At 35.6% G+C, this 21,439-nt stretch carries 14 protein-coding genes and 1 tRNA gene; 2 read left to right on the top strand and 13 right to left on the bottom strand.

Features of this window, described 5'->3' with window-relative positions; all coding sequences use genetic code 11:
• Positions 1–47: 47 nt before the first annotated feature.
• Positions 48–680, top strand: a complete 633-nt coding sequence (locus ACFSR8_RS01825) for a response regulator (protein ID WP_380288461.1) — start codon at positions 48–50, stop codon at positions 678–680.
• Between the two features lie 491 nt (positions 681–1,171).
• Here ACFSR8_RS01825 and ACFSR8_RS01820 read toward each other — a convergent pair whose 3' ends face one another.
• The 4 genes from ACFSR8_RS01820 to ACFSR8_RS01805 form a co-directional block, all read right to left on the bottom strand.
• The gene (locus tag ACFSR8_RS01820; protein WP_380288459.1) at positions 1,172–1,447 is read right to left on the bottom strand and encodes a F0F1 ATP synthase subunit epsilon; all 276 of its coding nucleotides are present in this window, start codon (positions 1,445–1,447) and stop codon (positions 1,172–1,174) included.
• A gap of 74 nt (positions 1,448–1,521) precedes the next feature.
• Positions 1,522–3,030: a F0F1 ATP synthase subunit beta gene (gene atpD / locus ACFSR8_RS01815; protein WP_380288457.1), complete on the bottom strand. Its 1,509-nt coding sequence runs from the start codon at positions 3,028–3,030 to the stop codon at positions 1,522–1,524.
• A 176-nt stretch (positions 3,031–3,206) separates the two neighbouring features.
• A complete protein-coding gene (locus ACFSR8_RS01810; protein WP_380288455.1) occupies positions 3,207–3,866 on the bottom strand; it encodes a 50S ribosomal protein L25/general stress protein Ctc in 660 nt (219 codons plus the stop codon).
• Positions 3,867–3,888: 22 nt separating this feature from the next.
• Positions 3,889–4,830, bottom strand: a complete 942-nt coding sequence (locus ACFSR8_RS01805; RefSeq protein ID WP_380288453.1) for a ribose-phosphate pyrophosphokinase — start codon at positions 4,828–4,830, stop codon at positions 3,889–3,891.
• Positions 4,831–5,024: 194 nt separating this feature from the next.
• On the opposite strand from ACFSR8_RS01805, the gene ACFSR8_RS01800 reads away from it, so the two are divergent.
• A tRNA-Leu gene (locus ACFSR8_RS01800) sits at positions 5,025–5,106 on the top strand.
• Positions 5,107–5,424: 318 nt separating this feature from the next.
• Here ACFSR8_RS01800 and ACFSR8_RS01795 read toward each other — a convergent pair.
• The 9 genes from ACFSR8_RS01795 to ACFSR8_RS01755 form a co-directional block, all read right to left on the bottom strand.
• Positions 5,425–6,894, bottom strand: coding sequence for a pyridoxal phosphate-dependent decarboxylase family protein (locus ACFSR8_RS01795; RefSeq protein ID WP_380288451.1), 1,470 nt, complete (start codon positions 6,892–6,894; stop codon positions 5,425–5,427).
• A 25-nt stretch (positions 6,895–6,919) separates the two neighbouring features.
• The gene (locus ACFSR8_RS01790) at positions 6,920–7,147 is read right to left on the bottom strand and encodes a hypothetical protein (RefSeq protein WP_380288449.1); all 228 of its coding nucleotides are present in this window, start codon (positions 7,145–7,147) and stop codon (positions 6,920–6,922) included.
• 30 nt (positions 7,148–7,177) lie between these two features.
• Positions 7,178–8,674: an aminotransferase class V-fold PLP-dependent enzyme gene (locus ACFSR8_RS01785; RefSeq protein ID WP_380288447.1), complete on the bottom strand. Its 1,497-nt coding sequence runs from the start codon at positions 8,672–8,674 to the stop codon at positions 7,178–7,180.
• Positions 8,675–8,755: 81 nt separating this feature from the next.
• Positions 8,756–10,744, bottom strand: a complete 1,989-nt coding sequence (locus ACFSR8_RS01780; RefSeq protein WP_380288445.1) for a protein-disulfide reductase DsbD family protein — start codon at positions 10,742–10,744, stop codon at positions 8,756–8,758.
• Positions 10,745–10,861: 117 nt separating this feature from the next.
• On the bottom strand, positions 10,862–13,660 hold the full coding sequence (locus ACFSR8_RS01775) for a M16 family metallopeptidase (RefSeq protein ID WP_380288443.1): 2,799 nt from the start codon (positions 13,658–13,660) through the stop codon (positions 10,862–10,864).
• Positions 13,661–13,981: 321 nt separating this feature from the next.
• Positions 13,982–15,151, bottom strand: coding sequence for a redoxin domain-containing protein (locus tag ACFSR8_RS01770; protein WP_380288441.1), 1,170 nt, complete (start codon positions 15,149–15,151; stop codon positions 13,982–13,984).
• 89 nt (positions 15,152–15,240) lie between these two features.
• Entirely contained in the window at positions 15,241–16,512 is a 1,272-nt protein-coding gene (locus ACFSR8_RS01765) for an amidohydrolase family protein (RefSeq protein WP_380288439.1), read from the bottom strand.
• Positions 16,513–16,731: 219 nt separating this feature from the next.
• A complete protein-coding gene (locus ACFSR8_RS01760) occupies positions 16,732–18,129 on the bottom strand; it encodes a RagB/SusD family nutrient uptake outer membrane protein (protein ID WP_380288437.1) in 1,398 nt (465 codons plus the stop codon).
• A 10-nt stretch (positions 18,130–18,139) separates the two neighbouring features.
• Entirely contained in the window at positions 18,140–21,385 is a 3,246-nt protein-coding gene (locus ACFSR8_RS01755; protein WP_380288435.1) for a SusC/RagA family TonB-linked outer membrane protein, read from the bottom strand.
• Between the last annotated feature and the right edge of the window lie 54 nt (positions 21,386–21,439).

The following is a 21,439-nucleotide window of genomic DNA, read 5'->3' as shown; positions in this document are numbered from 1 at the left end:
TAAGGGGCTTTTGAAGAATTAATAGCCAAATAAACTCCCTAAGTTTAATGCATACATCTATAGTAATAGCTGATGACCATCCGCTAATGCTAAGAGGTCTGACCGATTTCTTAACGTCCAAAGGCTATAATATTTTGGGCAGTGCTACAGATGGAAAAGCGGCCTATAACCTCATTGTTAAGCTAAAGCCGAAAATCGCTATTCTGGACATTAGAATGCCTTATAAAACTGGTTTGGAGATTGCCGAAGAGGTTCAAAAAAATGACCTTCCCACAAAAGTGGTGCTAATTACTTTTGATAAAGAAGAGGAATTATACGATAAGGCGTTGGAACACGGCGTGTACGGTTATATTCTAAAAGATTTTGCTATTGAGGAAATTGAAACCTGTATTGCCCATGTTGAAAACAATCAACCCTATTTCAGCGAAGAAATAGCAACATACCTAAACCACAGCAATCCATCAAAAAAGCCGAAAGAGCTGGAACTTTTGACCAAATCCGAATTAAAAATCGTGAAGCTTATTGCAGAAAATAAAACCTCCCTTGAAATCGCCGCCCATCTCAACATTTCACCAAGAACGGTGGATAAGCACCGTAGCAATATTGTAGCGAAACTACATTTGGACAACAAGCCGACATCGTTATCCGTTTGGGCCAACCTCAACAAACCTTTTCTATAAAAATACGTAGATATACGTATTGTTTTTATTGAATCTAGAGGGTAATTTTACGGTGCTATTAATTAGTTCTTAGGGAGAATTATTAAAAAAGCTCTAGGCAGTAACGGTCTAGGGCTTTTGCATTTTTAAGTCCCGCCATTCCAACAGAAAATACGTAGATGTACGTATTTTTTTTTTGCAGAATACCCCCTAATTTTACTGAAGCTATTAATCAATTCTTTTGAGAGAGAATTACCTGAAGCTCTGTGCGGTAACAGCACAGAGTTTCTATTCATATCTTAGAAGAACCCTTACTCATCATCATGAAAACGACGAATACTATCTTGGACCGATCCTTCGCAATTGGTTTGGCGGTTTTGGTAATTGCCGTCATTGCGATAAACCTACTTGTAATCTTCTATTAATCTTTTCATTTAGTTTATTTAGTTAGTTGAAATTAAAAACCCCAAAACGTAATGTTTCGGGGTTTTTTATACAGAAGTTAGTTTTTATTAATCTGCCAGAACAATCACTTTATTGTCCTTCATCTCAATTGTCCCCGAACTTATCGGCAACCAAAATCCTCTGTCCGATTTATTGAATTTTGCTTCAACCTCTTCGTCCAAAGTAATGTTACCCGCAATTTTTACATTGCCCTCTTTCAATAAGGAAACAATTGGTGCGTGATCCTTTAGCATTTCAAACTCACCATTAACGCCAGGCACAGAAACAGAGTCTACTTCTCCGCTAAATAATGTGGCTTCAGGTGATACAATTTCTAAATACATCTTTTCTAGTTATAAGTTATGAGTTATAAGTTACGAGTTACTCTGAACTCTGAACTCTAAACTGAGTACTTGATTTACGCTTCCGCTAACATTTTCTCACCAGCCTCAATCGCGTCTTCGATAGTACCCTTAAGGTTGAAAGCTGCTTCAGGAAGGTGATCCAATTCACCATCCATAATCATGTTAAATCCTTTGATGGTTTCCTTAATATCTACCAATACCCCGGGGATACCAGTAAACTGCTCAGCTACGTGGAATGGTTGAGATAAGAAACGTTGTACACGACGTGCTCTACCTACCGCTAATTTATCGTCTTCTGATAATTCCTCCATACCAAGGATGGCAATAATATCTTGTAATTCCTTATAACGCTGTAACAACTCTTTTACTCGTTGTGCACAATTATAGTGATCTGCCCCTAAAATATCGGCAGTTAAAATTCTTGAAGTAGAATCTAATGGATCCACAGCAGGATAAATACCTAACTCGGCAATTTTACGAGATAATACTGTTGTTGCATCTAAGTGGGCAAACGTTGTTGCAGGTGCAGGGTCAGTTAAATCATCCGCAGGTACGTAAACCGCTTGTACAGATGTAATAGATCCTTTTTTAGTTGAGGTAATACGCTCTTGCATCGCACCCATCTCAGTTGCCAAAGTTGGTTGGTAACCTACCGCAGAAGGCATACGCCCTAAAAGTGCAGATACCTCAGAACCAGCTTGCGTAAAACGGAAGATGTTATCTACGAAGAACAATACATCTTTTCCTTGTCCGTCACCAGCTCCATCACGGAAATATTCAGCAATAGTCAATCCTGAAAGTGCTACACGAGCCCGAGCTCCAGGAGGCTCGTTCATCTGACCGAACACGAAAGTTGCTTTAGATTCTTTCATGGCCTTTTTATCCACCTTAGTCAAATCCCATCCGCCTTCTTCCATGGAGTGGATGAAATCCTCACCGTAACGGATAATTCCAGACTCAAGCATCTCTCTCAAAAGGTCATTTCCTTCACGCGTTCTTTCACCTACACCGGCAAATACCGACAAACCACCGTGACCTTTTGCAATATTGTTAATCAACTCCTGAATCAATACCGTTTTACCTACACCAGCACCACCAAACAATCCAATTTTACCACCTTTAGCATATGGCTCAATCAAATCGATTACTTTAATACCTGTAAATAAAACTTCAGTAGAAGTTGATAAATCCTCAAACTTTGGTGCTGGACGGTGGATAGGCAAACCAGATTTTCCCGCTTTTGGCAAATCTCCTAAACCATCAATAGCATCACCAATTACATTAAATAATCGTCCGTAAACATCTTCTCCAATCGGCATTTGAATAGGCGCGCCCGTAGCAACTACCTCTGTTCCCCTACTCAGACCATCCGAAGAATCCATAGCAATAGTACGTACGGTACCCTCACCAACGTGAGACTGTACCTCCAATACCAAAGTGGCACCATCAGGTCTTTTAATTTCTAATGAATCGTAAATTTTTGGAAGTTCTGAACCTGCTGCAAACTCTACGTCAATAACCGGTCCTACAATTTGGGCAACTTTACCTGTAACTTTAGACATTACTTATGTATTTAATATTATGCGACTTAATTGAAAAAAGCCTCGTTTAGTTTTCGCGTGCAAAGATATATTTTTTAATTTAAAACTGAACCCGTTTAAAACGATTTTTTCCAATAAAAAAGCACCCTCGAAACAAAGGTGCTTTATGGTTATCGGTTAAGATAAGTTTATTCTTGTTATGCTTCGGCAGGTGCTTCGGTAGCTGGAGTTTCAGCTCCACCTTCTGCAGTAGCTTCTGCGCCTTCTTCGCCTTCAAGTTCTTCTTCTTCTTCTTCGTCATCAAGAATCGCTGTTCTTGCTGTCTTGATTTGACAAACCACTGTATTATCCGTATGAAGGAAACGGTACTTTTCGCTATCCAAATCACCAACATACACTTTATCACCTATTTTCATTGGCGTGATGTCAATTTCGATAAAATCTGGAAGATTAGCAGGTAAAGCTTTAATTCGAAGCTTTCTGTTGTTTCTTCTTAAAACACCACCATTTTTAACCCCTCTTGAATTACCTACAAGTGTTACAGGAATATTCAAGGCGATTTCTTTGTCTTCAAACAATTGATAGAAGTCTACATGAAGAATTCTATCCGAAACTGGATGAAACTGAATGTCTTGCAATACTGCATTTAATGTCTGCCCATTATCAAGCTCAATCACAACTGTATGCGCATTAGGCGTGTATACAAGTTTTGAGAAAGCCAATTCTGGTGCAGAGAAATGTACTGGCTTGTCTCCTCCGTATAATACGCAAGGTACCTGTCCAGCATTACGTAAGGCTTTTGTTGACTTTTTGCCTACGCTTTCTCTTTGAGATCCGTTGATTGTAATTGATTTCATTTATTTATACTTAATTATTAATTTACATTACAAATTTAGAGCTGATAGAACGGTTATGGTGCACTTTGTCCATAACCTCAGCGAATAAATCCGCACAGCTCAATACTCTAATTTTATCGCTTTTTTGGGTTAAAGGAATAGAATCCGTTACAATTAATTCCTCCAATTTCGAATCGGCCAATCTTTCATAGGCAGTTCCTGACAATACAGGATGCGTACAAATGGCTCTAACACTTAGCGCTCCTCTTTCCATCATTAAATCGGCCGCTTTGGTTAATGTACCCGCAGTGTCCACCATGTCATCTACCAAAACAACGTTCTTACCTTTTACATCACCAATCAATTCCATGTGGGAAATCACATTGGCCTTTGCGCGTTGTTTGTAACAGATTACTACATCGCTCTCCAATGCTTTTGAATAAGCATAAGCCCTTTTCGATCCACCCATATCAGGCGATGCCACCGTTAAATTCGGCAAATTTAAACTTTTTAAATAGGGCAAAAATATAATAGAGGCATATAAATGATCTACAGGTTTTTCAAAAAACCCTTGAATTTGATCAGCATGCAAATCCATTGTAATAATTCGTGTTGCTCCAGCAGCCTCCAGCATTTTTGCTACTAATTTTGCCGCAATCGGCACCCTTGGTTTGTCTTTTCTATCCTGTCTTGCCCAACCGAAATAAGGCATTACAGCAGTAATATGTCTTGCAGAAGCTCTTTTGGCTGCATCGACCATCAACAACATTTCCATTAAATTCCTTGGCTCAGGATGTGTTGACCCAATAATGAAAATTCTTGTCCCTCGGATGGATTCCTCATAAGATGGTTGAAATTCCCCGTCACTGTAAGTAGAAGTGATTACATTGCCCAAAGGCTCGCCAAATGCTTTGGCAATTTTCTCACCTAATTCCCTACTTTGGGTGCAAGCAAAAATTTTTGCTTCTGTATTTACAACGGCCATGGTTAACGTGTTGTTTAGGCAGTACTTAAGCCACCTTAATTTTTAACGAGGTGCAAATTTATACATTTATTTTAATCTGAAACCCATATTGCTTAGTATTTTTTGATTGTATTTCCAGAAAAAAATATATTTTTGCAGTCCGAAATCGCTCAAGTGGCGGATCCCGATAGCTATCGGGAGGCAGACGCACAAATGCTCAAGTGGCGGAATTGGTAGACGCGCTGGATTCAAAATCCAGTTCCTTCGGGAGTGTGGGTTCGATTCCCACCTTGAGTACAAAGCCTTTACAGAATTTTCTAGTAAAGGCTTTTTTTATTTAAGTACAGCATAGATACAACATTTAACTAATTTGTCAGCCAAATTCTCATTGATGTTAAATGGTTAGCTATGATTTTAGCTTCAATTGATTCTTAGTTCACTTCTGCATAGTTCCATTAAAAATAAAATACTTCCATAATTGAACTAATGGAAATTTACAACAGTCCTTTTAGGTTTGTCAAGTATACGAATAGTTACAGGAACTGGGTTCTATGCGTTTATCTTTAAAGAGAATAAATATCTTTACCTTCCGAAAAGGTAGACATACTAGCGTTTCTAAGATATTTTTGCTATTTCAATAGCAAAGGTTTGGCATAGTTTTAAAGTCTCTTTTATAGAATTAATCGTCGTTCTTGGATTAATTAGGCACATTCTGAGCACAATTTGATTTTGAAGAACTGTTGTAACAAGCATAGCACTTTTTTGATTACTAATGCGTTGCGATATCGCCTGATTAATTCTATCTAGCTCATCTTCCTTATAATCCGTATCTACAGGATTGTATCTAAAGTTAATAATTGCAAGGTTTGCTGGAGAAACGATTTCCCAGTCCTTACTTTTTCGAATTAACGCTTCTGTTTTTTCAGCCAATTCAATGTTATAGGTTACGGCTTCCCTAAAAGCTTTCAAACCAAAAGTCTTAATTGACATATAAAACTTTAAAGCTCTAAATCTCCGTGTTAATTGAATTCCATAATCATAGAAGTTAATTTCTGACTGGTTACCCTCTATATCCTTCAAATATTCGGGTTTTTCAGTAAAAGTATTGCTCAGCCATTTGTGATTTCTAACTAGAAGACATCCTATTTCATATGGCTGATAAAACCACTTATGTGGATCAATTGTTATGGAATTGGCTTTTTCTATCCCCTTTAAAGCAAGAGCTCCTTTAGTTGATAAAATAGCTCCACCTCCATATGCTGCATCAACATGTAGCCATATTTTTTCTGCTTTACAAATCTTGGATATTTCAAATAAATTATCCACGGAACCTGTATTTGTTGTTCCTGCATTGGCTATTATGCAAAATGGCTTAAGTCCCATTAATTTATCTTTGGCAATTGCATTTCGCAATTTATTTAAGGACATTTTAAATTCTAAGTCTGTCGGAATGATTCTCACCTGTTCTTTTTTAAGACCAATAATTCTAATTGCCTTTATATTTGATGAGTGTGTTTGATCGGACATATAGATTGTTCCATTTTCAAAGTTTTCACCAAGCTTTTCTCTTCTTGCTGTTACTAATGCAGTCAGGTTTGCCATTGATCCCCCACTGGTAAAAATACCCCCTCCCCTTTTTACAGGAAAATTAAAAAGTTGTAAGAGCCAATTTATACAGACAATCTCTAATTCCGAGGCAGCAGCAGAGGCTGACCATCCACCAGAAAATATATTAAATCCCGTAGCCAAACTATCGGACATTGCACTAATGAAATTACTAGGGCTTGGAACGAAGGAAAAAAACTTTGGGTGCGCAACATTTGTGGTTTCTGATAGTACCTTTTCTTTTACAAACTCTAAGACCTCAATCGCATTCATGGGGTTTTCAGGTGCCTCCTCAAGAAACACGCTATCCATTTCTTTTCTTGTTGATACTGAAACTGGGGCTTTTAAATGCTGCGTTTCAAAGTGTTCCACAATAGTGTCAACTATTTGATATCCAAAGTCTAGCATTTCTTGTTTTGATAAAACCATTTCTTTATTGGTACCTTCTGTTTCTTTATTCAAAAAAGGTTTATCTATCATGTTCTATGAATTAAATATTAGGTTATTAAATTTTTACCTCATTGGATTTAGAACTTTCAATTATTCCATAAGGATATAACAATGCGGTTATTTCTTCGATTTTTTCATCAGTACCGGTAAATGCTATTACGGTATGCTTTTTTTGTATATTTAATATTTGTAATTTATATATGCTTATAAATTGGGCCAGAGCGTCTTCATTTAATAGAATATCAGTACTTATCTTATAAAGAATAACACTTCTGCTAATCATTTGAAATGAAATTTATGCTATTGGAAATAACTAAAGTTTAAACCAATTTTTAATTATTTCTCTTTCTGTATTTAAGTTATTTATATGCTCAAACTCATTTTTTTCGGCATTATATGTATAAGGTTTTTGCCATAATTCAATATTTTCTGCAATTTGTTTTATAGCTTCACAAATAAACTCTATTTCATGATTCGTCATTGTAGGATGAATGGACATCCGAATCCAACCTGGGCGTTCTACTAAACATCCTTCTAGTATTTTATGCTCAATAGCCTTAGAGGTAGGCTCATCAACATTTAAGAGATAATGACCATAAGTGCCGGCGCAAGAGCATCCTCCTCGGGTCTGAATTCCAAAGCAATCATTCAAAAGTTTTACCACCAGATTATAATGCACATTTTCTATATAAAAGGAGAATACCCCTAGCCTGTCTTTGTGTTTTGGAGCTAAAATTTTTAGGTTGTCTATTTTAGATAGTCTTTTAAAAATGATGCTGTTTAATTCATGCTCTCTATCCAAAATATTCTTTACACCCATTTGCTCTTTTAACTGAATAGACAAAGCAATTTTAATAGCCTGTAAAAAGCCAGGAGTTCCCCCATCCTCTCTTGTCTCTATATCATCTATGTAATCATGATCGCCCCAAGGGTTTGTGTAACTTACCGTACCCCCTCCTGGGTTGTCTGGCACTAAATTACTATATAATTTTTTATTAAAAATTAGCACCCCCGATGCTCCCGGGCCTCCTAAAAATTTATGTGGAGAAAACGTAATAGCGTCTAAATATTCATCTTCATGTTCTGGATGCATATTTATATGAACATACGGGGCAGAACATGCAAAATCTACAAAGCATAATCCATTATTCTTATGCATTACTCCAGCAATATCATGGTAGTTGGTTTTAATACCCGTTACGTTAGAGCAACCAGTTACGGCAGCGATTTTTATTGGAATGTTTTTATGTTGTCCCAGTAAATCCTTTAAACTTTTTAAACAGGGTAATCCATCACTATTTGAAGGTATCACTATCACTTTTGCAATGGTTTCCAACCATGAGGTTTGATTAGAATGATGTTCCATATGAGACACAAAAATAATAGGCCTCTTTTCTTCCGGAATTTGAGTATGATCTTTTAAATTTTCGTTGAGTTTAATCCCTAAAATACGTTGGAATTTATTAATGGCACCTGTCATTCCCGTACCAACGGTAATTAATACATCGTCCTTAGATGCGTTGACATGATTCTTAATAATATTTCTGGCATCATGATAGGCTAAAGTCATTGCCGCCCCTGTGGTTGAGGTTTCGGTATGGGTGTTGGCTACGTAGGGACCTATTTCATATGATATTTTTTCTTCAATGGGTCTATATAACCTTCCGCTTGCAGTCCAGTCTGCATAAATAATCTTTTTTTTGCCGTAAGGCGAATCAAACGCTTCATCAATGCCAATAATATGCTTTCTAAATTGATGGAAGTACGCTTCTAATTCTGATTTGGCTTTTTGCTCGTCTTTTAAATACATAGCTTACTATTTAATAAAATAATCACTCCGGTAATCAGCCGGAGTGACATCAATCAAAATAATCAACCTCTAATTAAATAATTAATTAGCGGGTGAACTCTTGTAATTCTTAATCCCTTGTTCTAACCAATTATAATAGTCATCAACATCTGGGGTATATGCTACGGGTTCAATTAAATTCTCTTCGTTGTGATTCATCAACACATAAAAAGGCTGTGAGTTGGTTTTATAATTAATGGTTTGTAACTCACTCCATTTTTGCCCTATATATTTTAGCTTTTTACCTGGTTTTAATTTTGAATTCACTACTTCGTCATCTTCAAGTTTACGTTTGTCATCGACATATAGCGATATAAGAACTACGTCATTTTTAAGAATATCCAAAACCTTCGGTTTAACCCATACGTTTTGTTCCATCTTTCGACAATTTACACACGCATGCCCCGTAAAATCAATCATGATTGGTTTGCCAACCTTTTTCGCGTATGCAAGCCCTTTATAATAATCATTAAAAGCAAGAATATTATGAGGAGGCATCAAGTGTGCACCTTCAGGCACTTTATCATGATTTTCGCTAGTTACATTTCCAAAACCTAATTGTGTATACCCAACACCGTACGGAGACTCGCTATAATGCTGCGGTGGTGGCAAAGCGCTTATTAAGTTTAACGGCGCACCCCATAACCCGGGAATCATGTAAATTGTAAATGACAATACCACCAAACCTAAACTTAGTCGCCCTACCGAAATATGGGTTATTGGCGAATCATGTGGCAATTGTATCTTCCCAAAAAGATAAAAGGCCAGTGCCCCAAATATAGCTATCCATACAGCGATAAACACCTCGCGTTCTAACCAATGTAATTGTAGTACCAAATCAGCATTCGATAAAAATTTGAAAGCGAGAGCCAATTCTAAAAACCCTAAAACAACCTTTACCGTATTCAACCAGCCACCAGATTTAGGCAGTGAATTTAACCAGCCAGGAAAGGCTGCAAATAATGCAAATGGCAAGGCAATTGCCAAAGAAAAACCAAGCATACCAACAATTGGTCCTACTTGGCTCCCTCCGGCGGCTTTAACTAATAAAGTACCTACTATTGGCCCAGTACATGAAAAGGAGACTATGGCTAGTGCCAGGGCCATAAAAAATATGCCCATAAGCCCTCCTCTGTCGGCCTGTTTATCTACTTTGCTTGCCCATGAATAGGGCAGTACCAGTTCAAACGCTCCTAAAAATGATGCCCCAAAAACAAGCAATAAAAGGAAAAAAGCGACATTAAACCAAACATTGGTAGAAAAGGCATTTAAGGCATCTGGACCAAAAACCAAGCTTACCAATGTTCCTAATACCACATAAATTATTATTATCGAAACACCATATATAATGGCATTCTTAATTCCAGTAGACTTGTTTTTACTTTGTTTAATAAAGAAACTTACGGTCATAGGAATCATAGGAAACACGCAAGGTGTTAACAAGGCGAGAAAACCAGAAAAAAACGCTATAAAAAATATAGTCCATAATCCCTCCTCAGATTTTTTTGGTTTGGAAGATGATTCACTATCACTATTCGGTTTTATTTCTGATGCATCTGCTACTACATTGACTTGTTTAGACTTATCTAAAATGTTAAATACCAAGTCTACCTCAGTTGGTGGTAGGCATCTCGTATCATCACACACCATAAACTCCACAAAGCCCTTTACGGCACTAACATCTCTTGTAACTTCTATTAATTGTTCGAATGTTGCTGTTTTTTCAAAAAACGTTATTTCCATTTCAAAGACAGGGTCATTAACGGTATGTCCTTCTTCTTCTTTTGTATCCCCAACTAGAGTAAAACTTGCTTCAGCGTTGTTATAAGTGAATGTAGTTGGAATTGGACCGTCTTCTGGAACATTTTGAGAATATAAATGCCATCCATTTTGTATACTAGCTTTGCTAATTAATTTATATTCTGTATCAGATACTTTTTCTACTGTAGTAGTCCATTTTACGGGTTCATAGATTTGAGAATATGTTACAGCATTTACGAGTAAAATTATTAACGATAATAAAGATTTCATAACTTGATGATGGATTAAAAAAGGGCTGATTGAAACCAGCCCTTTCACTCTTTCTTAAATCAAAAATTGACTAACTAACTCAAATAATTATTAGAAAGATGTTACTAATTACTGTTTTTACATTTCAGGTTTAAAAACTACTTCGTAGGATTTATTGTCTTCCAATAAATCCTTAGTTATACTTTGAATATCTTCTATTGTTATAGCTTTGACAATGTTCTCAAAATTTTCTGGAGCGTTTCTATTATAGCCGTCTATAATGAACGTTTTTATTGCAGACATTTCATATTGGTTAGAGCTTTTACTTTCTTCTCTTTCTTTTATTAAGCTTGCCAATGTTTTATCTAAATCTTCTTGCTTTATATAGCCAGTTTTAATGGTTTCAATTTCCTTATGAACAATGCTTATTAGTTTGTCGACTAAATCAGGGTTACAATCAAAGCTAACTGAGAGAAAAGCTAATGATTTAGGTTCTTTAAATAAAGAGCCTCTTGTACTTGCTCCATAAGTACCGCCTTCTTCCTCCCTTAAAGACTCCAGATACCTTAACTGAAGAATACCGACTAAAGCCTTCATCACTATTGAGTTTTTAATGGAGTAGGGCATTTCTTTTTTAAAAGCAATTCTAACAGAAGTTTTTAAATCTTCCATAGGTAAATAAATGTCTTTATCTATGTTTGGATTTAACCATTCTGCTGAGTTGTCCTTATAATTTTCAGTTTTTGAATTGGTAGTTGGAATACTGGCAACATATTGCTCCAACAAAGGCTTAAGAGCATCTTCTTCTGTATCCCCAACAATAAAAAATTGAAAATCTGAAGCATCTGCATACCTAGTAGTGTATATGTCTTTAATTTTTTCAAAACTGATGTCATCTACGTAATCTTGATTGAACACTCTTTTATATGGATTATTATTACCGTATAACGTCATGTTTAAACTATCTTTCATTTTAGATTTTAAATCTTGACCTTTAAATGTCAAATAAGTATCCAATTGTTGTAAAAACACTTTATAAGCCGATTCATCAAAGCGAGGTTTGGTAAAGCGAAGATTTAATAGTTGAAGCATAGTTTCTACGTCTTTAGTTGTTGAAGAACCATAAATAGATTCTGTAATGTCACCTAAAAAGAACTTTACCATAGCTGTTTTACCAGCTAAAACCTTAGGAAGTTCTGTTGCTGAAAACTCACCCAATCCAAACATTGGCATTACATTGGTCATCACACTTGCAGATGGTAAATCGTCTATGGCTAATAATGACGTACCACCATAACTGTGTCCACTTAATGACACCTTGTTTTTATCTTTATCAACAAATTGATAATGCACGCGAATACCATTACTTAGAGCGAAGGTTGTAAAACCAAGTGCCTTATTTTTCTTTGTAGACTCAATTTTACCTGGTTTTAGTTTAACCCCAGTCATTAGAGGTTTTACCTCTGCTTCCTCTTGATATGGCTGTAATGACTCATCATCCTCAATGGCATCAATAATTTGAACTGCTTCAGTTTCAGATACATTGTTTTTACCTTCTACACCAGTAACAATAACACTTCTGTTGTTGGGAGTGTAAAGCTCCTGTATTTGTTTTAGTAAGTCATCTTGCGTGATGTTGTTAAGAATGGGTTTAGCAATTTCATATTTTTTTGCTAAATCTGTTAAAGGGGTATTTTCTAAATAATTTGCTTTAATTGAGTTTATAATTTTTCTGTGAGACCTATCACCCAATCTTGCAATTTGCTTTTCATATAAGCTTTTATACTTTATAACAGCTCTATTAATTTCCGATTTAGTAAATCCAAATTTTAAAGCTCTGTTAATTTCAGTCATAGCTAGTTTAAACGCCTCTTGCTGTTTGTCTTCTTTGGGCATAACATTCACGCTAAACGTTTTATGCGCTCTGGTTAGATTAGCATAACGTGCAGATACATTTACAAATGGCGCATCTGGTTCTTGTGATATTTTATTAAAGCGTTCTTTTAAAATGTTAAAAATTAATCCATTTACCAGTGCATCCTTTAAGTATGAGGCTGTGCTTTTATCAGTAGTTTTTTTATGTCTTATACTAAACTGGATGTTTGCCGTTGAAACTTCTTTATCCATAGCGATAGCATAATCTAACTTATCATTGTCGTCAATTTTAACAACATAACGCTCTGGCGCATCTTTTACCGCAGGAATGGAAGAAAACTTTTCCTTTATTTTAGCCTCCATTTCACTTACATCAAAATCACCAATAATGGCTATAGCCTGTAAATCGGTTCTGTACCAATCATGATAGAAGTCTCTTAGAGCCTTATATTCAAAATTTTCAACAATCTCCATTTTACCAATTGGAAGTCGATTAGCGTATTTGGAATTTCCATAGGCTGTACCAATAGTTTGTTGCATAATCCGCATTTCACCATTTTGTCTTGTACGCCACTCTTCTTTAATTACGCCTCTTTCTGCGTCAATTTCTTCTTCGGTTAATAATAAATAATTTGACCAATCGTGAAGGATTTGCAAACCTGTATTTATAAGCTTAGGTGTTGTTGGTATATTGTCTATATTGTAAACTGTTTCATCAAAACTTGTATAGGCATTGATATCTTTACCAAATACAATCCCTTCTTTTCCTAAAGTATCAAAAATGCCTTTACCCGGAAAATGCTTAGTTCCATTAAACGCCATGTGTTCTAAAAAGTGAGCCAATCCCTGTTGGTTATCATCTTCAAGTATGGATCCTACATTTTGAATGATGTAGTAACTAGCTACATCTTCAACAACATCTGTACTATGCAAGTAATAGGTTATTCCGTTAGGTAGAACGCCTTTTTTGATACTATCATCAAGCGGAAGAGGTGTGTTTAAATTTTGTGCATTAAGGTTTAAAAATAGTAATACACTAATTAAGCTTATTAAGTTTTTCATTTATTCTTTCTATGTGTTTAAGTTATGTCGCCCAAATTTCGTTTCCCCTTGCTAATAAAATGTTAAAAAAATATGTAAGCTCAAACGGGGTTCTATGGTTTTATAAGCAGAGGTAATTTTAGAAATTCGTAGGGTATAACTTTTAAATCTGTAGCTCTATAAAGTTACTGTTTATCAATTACTTGCGTAAAATATACTCAAGAGCATATTTTACACAATAATTTGCTTAATACGTTTTAATCAAAGTCTTAATAAAAGCAAGTCATTACTTTAGTTAATTGTGGGTTCATACGGGCTTTTCTTTACTTAGGTTTTTAGAAATCACTTTTCATTTAAAAAAATGTTTTTCAAAGTTTCTTCTAACGCATCACCCCTTAAGCCATCATTTATCTTTAGTATTTTTCCCTCTGGAGAAACTAAAACAATATATGGGATACTTTGATATTGGTATAATTGACTTGTTTCATTTTTTTTATCCCATAATTTTATATAAGGTAATTGTTCTTCATTTAAAGCTTTTTTCCACGCTTCTTTTTTCCTGTCAATAGAAACAGAAACTATTTGAAACCCTTCATCTTTAAATGTATTGTAAGCCTTTTTTAAATGAGGTATCTCCCGTCTGCATGGGCCACACCAACTGGCCCAAAAATCAACAAGGACATAAGAGCCTTTAAAGTCGGAAAGTTTTACAATTTTGTTTGTATCATCAACCAGTGTAAAATCTGGCGCCATAGCGCCAACAGAAGATTCTTCTTTTAATTTTACTTGCTCCTTTAAAAGCGAAATATAATAGGAGTCTTCAATATTTGGAGAAAACTTATTTATCAAATCTTTAATAAATGCAGGTGATTTAGTTTCATAATTTTGATAAACGATATAGGAAAGGGCGATACTTTCTTTGTTGTACTCAATAGCATCTATTATATTTTTTCCTTTTTCCGCTTGTAATGAATCTATTATATTACCATAATATTTCAATGTTTTTAAATGCTCTTCACTTTTCTCTACGTAGTTGTAAAGATGAAATGCTTCGTTATATGGTTTTGAATATTTTTCCAATTCAATACTGGCTGGGAAATTAGCATACAAATCCCTATATTCTTTTGTGGTTGGAGACCCAGTAACTTCTATGTTTTCTAAATTTTCGTTAACAATAGATGCTGTAATGTTAATTGTTTTACTATCAACAAAGAAGTAAGTCCTATCCACTCTCATACCGCGGTCTTTTTTATTTGATAATTGGGGTATAAAAAGACCTTGCATTTTAGGATCACTTATGTCTAATTTATGTTCAAACACAAAGTTGTCGTTACTTGCTTGAACAGTATCTAAAGGTTGGTATTTAGCGTCCAATAAAACAATAGGATTATTTCCCAAGCCCTTAATTGTTCCTTTCATTAAAGATTTGTCTTGTTCTTTTGAACTGGTGCAGGATACTAAGGCGATTGAAATAAAAGTTAAGACGTATATTAAGTTCGATATTTTTTTCATTGTTGTAAATTTTAAAAGAGCGAAAATTGGGTTTTATGGAAGGTTTATAACTAAATAGAAGCGCGTAAACAGTTAAAAAATTAGTCTTTTCAAGGGTTTTCTTTTTTATAAATGATTCCAGATTTAATGATAATATGTAGGTCTTTTAAGTTTTCTAAATCTTTTAAAGGATTTTTATTAAGAATAATGATGTCTGCTTTTTTTCCATTTTCTATAACGCCTCTATCTGTCAGTCCAATACTTTCTGCGCCTATTTTTGTGGCGCTGTATAGTGCTTCTTCTGTAGTAAATCCGCATTTATCAATAAGTAATCTTAATTCTTTGTAAAAAGGAATTTCAGGCTCGTATAAATAGGGCCAATCTGTTCCTACACTTACTTTAATTCCTAGTTTATGAGCTTGTTTTGTAACTTTTACACTATTGTGCATCTTGTTGTTTTGTCCTATATAGTTAGTCGCATCAAGAATAATATGGTTGTCTTTCATGATGAGCAATAAACTATCCAGCTTATCACAATTAATGTCCTTGGCTAAATCCGATCGAGTTATTGTGTCAGTGGTATTAAGCCCATACATCATATCCCAAGCATGAGACATGGTATTCACTTTAGCGGTAGCAACTTGTAATGGAGAGGCTGGAAATACTGCGGCATGACTCCAAGTTTGAAGTCCTTGTTTTTTTGCTTCTTTAACTATTTTTGTAACTAACAAAGGTTTTAAGTTTGCATAAATTTTAATACCCGTAACACCTGCTCCTTTTGCTCTAGCTATAGCCAAAGGCATGTTTGTTGAATCTACAATGGTTTGTGCCCAAGGTCTGTCTCTTTTGCTTCTAGTATTGGTCGAATAACTTCGTATCGCATTAAAATACTTTGGTCCTGCAAATTGTGAGGCATAAAAAATTGAAGGCGCAGGAATTTGATTCAAATTGCTTGCTCTGGTATAATCTGAAAGAATAATGGCATTTCCTGCCATATCACGTACCGTGGTAATGCCAGAATACAACATTTTGTTTAATTGTTGTTCCATAAAAGCATTGTTCTCGTTTCTGCCTTCTTTAGGAGCAGTAGCTAAATGTACATGTGTATCTATTAAACCTGGTAAAATATACTTTCCGTTGAGGTCTATAACTTTAGCATTGGCATAGGTTTTTGCAGTATTTAGGTAGTTTACTTCTTTAATGCTATCCTTTTCAATAACAAGGGTCCCTTTTTTAACTATAGCTCCTTCAGGAGTTAGCTTTATAATAAACCCATTTTTTAAAACCAATAAAGTATCCTTTTTTGCTTGATATTGCCCATAAGATTTGTTAGTACCAATACATAGCAAAAGGAAAAAACTTAGTTTCAATATGTTTTTCATTTTATTTAATTATAATGTCAGCGAGACTAAAAATAAAGGTGGTAAATTAATAGTACCACCTTTATAAACTGACTAATTCAAAAAACAACAAACTTTTATTTAGTAAGCCTCTTAAATTATTTAGGATTTTTGGTTAGATATTTAAAAACCTTATAAATTAAAAAGCAGATGGCCAATAGTCCTAATAGGTTTAGAACTTGCCATAAAAGTAAATTCGTATTAATACCCATCATTTTGCACTAAACCAGATCTGTCTATTTCTAGTTGTGGAATTGGTAAGGCAAAACGGGCCGCATTTGCAGTCAATGATGTACCGTCAGGTCTAGTAAACCCAAGCCCCAATCGTTTTAAATCGGTAAATCTAAAACCTTCAAATGCAAGTTCACGTCGGCGTTCATCTAAAATTTCATTTGATAAATCGCTACCTACATAATCGCCCAAGCCTCTAGCGTTTCTTAAAGTATTTAAATGATTTAATGCCATACCTGCATTTCCTGTTTCATCATAAGCCTCTGCTAGAATTAGGTGTAATTCTGGAACGCGTATCAATTTAATATCTGTTAACCCTACGTTAAAAGTAACAGGATCGGCAAATCTGGAACCGGCATGCTTTTTGGGATAAAAAGCTCCTGAGCCAAAGGGCTCTGGTTCAAAATAAGTGGTAAACCTAATGTCGTTGGTTTGATCGTAAAGATTTATTAAGTCATCTGACACAAAATACGGAAAACTGAAAAATATTGGTATAGATAATAAGGCGGCGTTCACGCCTTGATCCGCTTCTTCAAAGCGAATTCTGAAAATGATTTCATCCGAAATGTCTACCTGCCATTGTTTTTGTAAGTCTTCTGCATTGGTATTAAGCATATACCTGCCATCTGTTAAGGCACGCTCTGCATAGGTAATGGCATTAGAAAAATCATTTGTTTCATGATATACCCTTGCCGTTAATGCTTCAATAGCTGTTTTAGACATTCTATAAGAATTAACATCGTTTGTTGCCAAACTTGCTGCTTCTAATAAATCGTTCAATACAAAATCTATAACTTCTTGATTCGTATTTCTAGGATTTACATCTAAAAGTAAATCCGTTTCAAATCTGTATGGAACTGCTAAAGCACTGGTACTCGTGTTATAAGCTGGTGCAAAAAAGCGATACAAGTTATAAAATAGCATGGCTCTAATACCAAGTGCTTCTGCAAGAAAAGCGTCTTTGTTGGCTAAACTGCTTTCCCTCGCAACTTTTATAATAGCATTAACGTTACTAACCGCTTGATAAGACGCTCTCCAAAATCCTTCAATTTGGAATGCCGTAGCATCATAGGCCAATGGATAAATATCAGAATTGGTACCATCAAAAGTAAAACCATTGGGATCTCCTGCAATGATATCATCGTTTATGGCTTCCGGAATAGAGTAAATCCCAAAATTATACCCTAAAAGGTCTTCTTGCATGATGGCGTAAACCCCATCCAGAGCAGCCCTGAACCCAGATTCGGTTTTAAGCAAATTTTCTGGAGCTTCTTCATCAAGTGGCACTTTGCCTATAATATCATCAGAACAGTTTGTAAGCCCGATGGTTACTAAAAATATAAATATAAATTTTATGATCGTTTTCATGGTTTTTTAATTAAAAGTTAGCATTAATACCTAAAGAAAATCCTGTATTAATAGGTGCGGACAAGCCGACACCTCCAATTGCATTGACAAACTCTGGATCTGCATAATCCACATCTGTAATAGTAATGATGTTTTGAGCCTGAGCAAAAATCCTTAAACGCTCGATACCTATTTTCTTTGAAACGGTTTCATTTAGCGTATAGCCTATAACAATGTTTTTAAGCTTTATGTAACTAGCATCCTGCAAGAACTGGGTAGAGGCTTGAAAATCTGAAGCTATAGATCTTCTAGGTCTTCTTGATTCAACCTCTCTAACCGCAATATTTGTTTGGTCGCCAGCGTTTTGCCATGCGTTTAATACATCAATATGTTGATTTAGACCTACATTATTATACAAGCTGTGTAAACCACTATTTATAGTATAATTGCCTCCAGAAAATGAAACTAAAAAAGAAGCGTCGAAATTTTTAAAAGTAAACGCATTGGTAACACCGCCATGATATGTTGGTATCGAAGTTTTGTCGGTTACTTCTCTTAACCCCTCAATCTCGGTTCTGTTACCACTACGCGACGGGTCAAAGTCTATAAGATTCCCATCGGGATCTCTATACTGGTTAAATCCGGTGTCTGGATTTACACCCGCCCAATCCACAATATTAAATGCGTTTATAGGACTCCCTTCTTTGTAAACTATGCTACCTCTTGGGATAAGGTCTCGGTCTTTAGTCAAAGAAATTACAGTTCCTTCGTTTGTTGAAAACGTAATATTGGTTGTCCATGTAAAACTATTATTTTGAACATTGATGGTGTTTAATGCAATTTCGAAGCCTTTATTTTCAAAATCACCAAGATTATCGTCCAGTTCGTCAAATCCTGAGGTTAACGGCGTTGGAACAAAAGTGAGTAAATCCCTAGTGTTTCTAATGTAATAATCAAAAGAACCGCTGATTCTATTATTAAACAATCCAAAGTCCAATCCGAAGTTGGTGTTCTCATTTTTTTCCCAAGTTAAACTAGGATTGGGTCCTCTTGATAGGGTAGGCACACCAGCACCATCATAGTTAAATCTATATTGATACAGGGATTGAGAGGCGAAGTCGCCTATAAAATCGTTACCAGAAGTTCCTGTACTAAAACGTAATTTTAAGTTGTTTATCGTATTACTTTCTTTAAAAAGCGTATTGTGAAGGTTCCAGGAAGCACCGATAGCCCAGAAATTGGCATATTTGTTATTGTCTCCAAATCTAGACGAACCGTCTCTTCTATAGGATAATGACAGGTTGTATGTATTGTTAAAAGAATAGTTTAATCTTGAAAAATAAGAAATGGCCCCAGCATGTGATTCAGAACCAAAAAGTGTTGGAGGACTGCCTGCTGCTCTCAAAAGTTGAACTGCATCTGACTGGAAATCTTCGCCGATTCCTGTTGTGCTGAATGATTCACTTTCATTGAATTCATTCCCTAATAGAAGATTGAAATTATGTTGATTAAACGTTTTATCCACGGTTGCCATAAGTGTTGCCGTATAGTTGTTGTCATCACTATTAGTTAAAGTTAGCACTCCGCCTTGGATAATCACGTTTTCATAGGTCTTATCCCTAAATGTGTTATAATTGGCTCCCAAAATACCGTTTAAGGTTAACCATTCTAAGGGTTTATATATTAAATTAGCACTTCCACCAATATTTTTTCTTATTGATCTTGTACTTGTATTGTCTCTCAGAAATAGTGGGCTGATTTGTTCGCCTCTTGCACCTGTGCCGTCTAAAACAGCGATTGTTCTTGTGGGGTTTCCAGAATCATCAAATATTTGCTCCCAAGGGTTTAATAAAAAAGCATTAGAAAAAGGGTCGCCTACAGTACGCCTGTCTTGATTATTAACATTTCCAAAATTTCCGGACAATGCTAATTTTAATTTTTTGTTAAGCTCAAAATCTGCCCGCATTGTAACCGTGTAACGTTCGTATTCACTACCAAAAATATTATCCACGTTGCTGTAGGATATGGACGAGTAGTAGCTTGAATTTTTACCACCACCAGAAATAGCAATATCGTGATTCTGGCTCACTTCATTGCCTATTAATAAATCGGCCCAATTAATATCATTACCTAAATTTCTGCGCTCATCCAATAATGCCTGACCCTCCCGGTCGTAAACCCCTAAAGACTCTTCGTAATCAAGTTTTTGAGAAGCGTTCATGAGATCGTCCGTAAATGACGTGTCTGGGTTATTAAAACCTAATCTTGAATTTACAGCAACTTGTAATTTGCTATTTTTTGTTCCTCTTTTAGTGGTAACTAAAATGACACCATTAGAAGCTCTGGAACCATAAATAGAAGTAGCCGCTGCATCTTTTAAGATACTGATATCTGCTATATCATTAACATTTAGAGCGGCAAAGCTAAAGCCTCGAGAATTTTCCGAAGCTGGCATTTGCACACCATCGATAACAATTAAAGGTTCTGTATTTGCACTTATAGAGCCAACACCTCTAAGTAGAATGGATGGAGGTGTATCCGGATTGTTAAAGCTTTCCTGTACGAGCAGGCCAGGTACAACACCAATTAAAGCATCAGCAAAAGATACATTTTGAGTGGTTTGTAATACTTGTGTATCAACCTTATTTACTGCTCCTGTTAGTTTTTCTCGAGATTCGTTACCGTACGCTACAACGACAACCTCATTCAGTTTAGCAGCATCTACTTTCATGGTAATGTCAATTGTGGTTTGATCCTCGATAACAATTCTCTGCATAAGAAAACCGACATGACTAAATTTAACAATATCACCTTCTTGAACCGCTATTTCATATCCACCATCAAAATCGGTGGTTGTTCCTCTAAAGTTATTGTTTTTATCGCGATGTACTAAGACGGTAACGCCAGGTAATGGCACACCATTTTCGTCGGTTACCTTTCCAGAAATTGTTCTATTCTGGTTTACAGGAGGTTTTTCTTTTAAAATAATTGTTTTATCTGCTGTGAGTTCATAGAGATAATTGCTAGGAGAGAGGCATCTAGACAGTAAGTCGTGGGCTGTAATAATGCCTTTTTTTAATTTAACGCTAGGCGCGTTTTTAAAGCTTTTTGTTCGATAAACAAACCGATAATCCGTTTCTTTTTTTATCAATTCAAAAACGTCTATAACCGACAACTCTTGATCCTGACTAATGTTTATTTTAATATTTTGAGAAAACCCTGTTTTAGGACTTAAACCAAATGTTAATGTGCAACATAAAAGAACGAATAATCTCATAACCCAAATAAAGAGTCCCTTCCTAATATAAATAGGAGCTCTACTAAAATTAAT

The organism is Hyunsoonleella rubra, assembly GCF_042684665.1.
GTDB lineage: Bacteria > Bacteroidota > Bacteroidia > Flavobacteriales > Flavobacteriaceae > Jejuia > Jejuia rubra.
This window is presented reverse-complemented; position numbering and strand designations above follow the sequence as displayed.

Bases quoted from the DNA above. Each gene is read 5' to 3' on its own strand.
- ACFSR8_RS01825 (WP_380288461.1), top strand. From the start codon at position 48: ATGCATACATCTATAGTAATAGCTGATGACCATCCGCTAATGCTAAGA.
- ACFSR8_RS01820 (WP_380288459.1), bottom strand. From the start codon at position 1,447: ATGTATTTAGAAATTGTATCACCTGAAGCCACATTATTTAGCGGAGAA.
- atpD (WP_380288457.1), bottom strand. From the start codon at position 3,030: ATGTCTAAAGTTACAGGTAAAGTTGCCCAAATTGTAGGACCGGTTATT.
- ACFSR8_RS01810 (WP_380288455.1), bottom strand. From the start codon at position 3,866: ATGAAATCAATTACAATCAACGGATCTCAAAGAGAAAGCGTAGGCAAA.
- ACFSR8_RS01805 (WP_380288453.1), bottom strand. From the start codon at position 4,830: ATGGCCGTTGTAAATACAGAAGCAAAAATTTTTGCTTGCACCCAAAGT.
- ACFSR8_RS01795 (WP_380288451.1), bottom strand. From the start codon at position 6,894: ATGATAGATAAACCTTTTTTGAATAAAGAAACAGAAGGTACCAATAAA.
- ACFSR8_RS01790 (WP_380288449.1), bottom strand. From the start codon at position 7,147: ATGATTAGCAGAAGTGTTATTCTTTATAAGATAAGTACTGATATTCTA.
- ACFSR8_RS01785 (WP_380288447.1), bottom strand. From the start codon at position 8,674: ATGTATTTAAAAGACGAGCAAAAAGCCAAATCAGAATTAGAAGCGTAC.
- ACFSR8_RS01780 (WP_380288445.1), bottom strand. From the start codon at position 10,744: ATGAAATCTTTATTATCGTTAATAATTTTACTCGTAAATGCTGTAACA.
- ACFSR8_RS01775 (WP_380288443.1), bottom strand. From the start codon at position 13,660: ATGAAAAACTTAATAAGCTTAATTAGTGTATTACTATTTTTAAACCTT.
- ACFSR8_RS01770 (WP_380288441.1), bottom strand. From the start codon at position 15,151: ATGAAAAAAATATCGAACTTAATATACGTCTTAACTTTTATTTCAATC.
- ACFSR8_RS01765 (WP_380288439.1), bottom strand. From the start codon at position 16,512: ATGAAAAACATATTGAAACTAAGTTTTTTCCTTTTGCTATGTATTGGT.
- ACFSR8_RS01760 (WP_380288437.1), bottom strand. From the start codon at position 18,129: ATGAAAACGATCATAAAATTTATATTTATATTTTTAGTAACCATCGGG.
- ACFSR8_RS01755 (WP_380288435.1), bottom strand. From the start codon at position 21,385: ATGAGATTATTCGTTCTTTTATGTTGCACATTAACATTTGGTTTAAGT.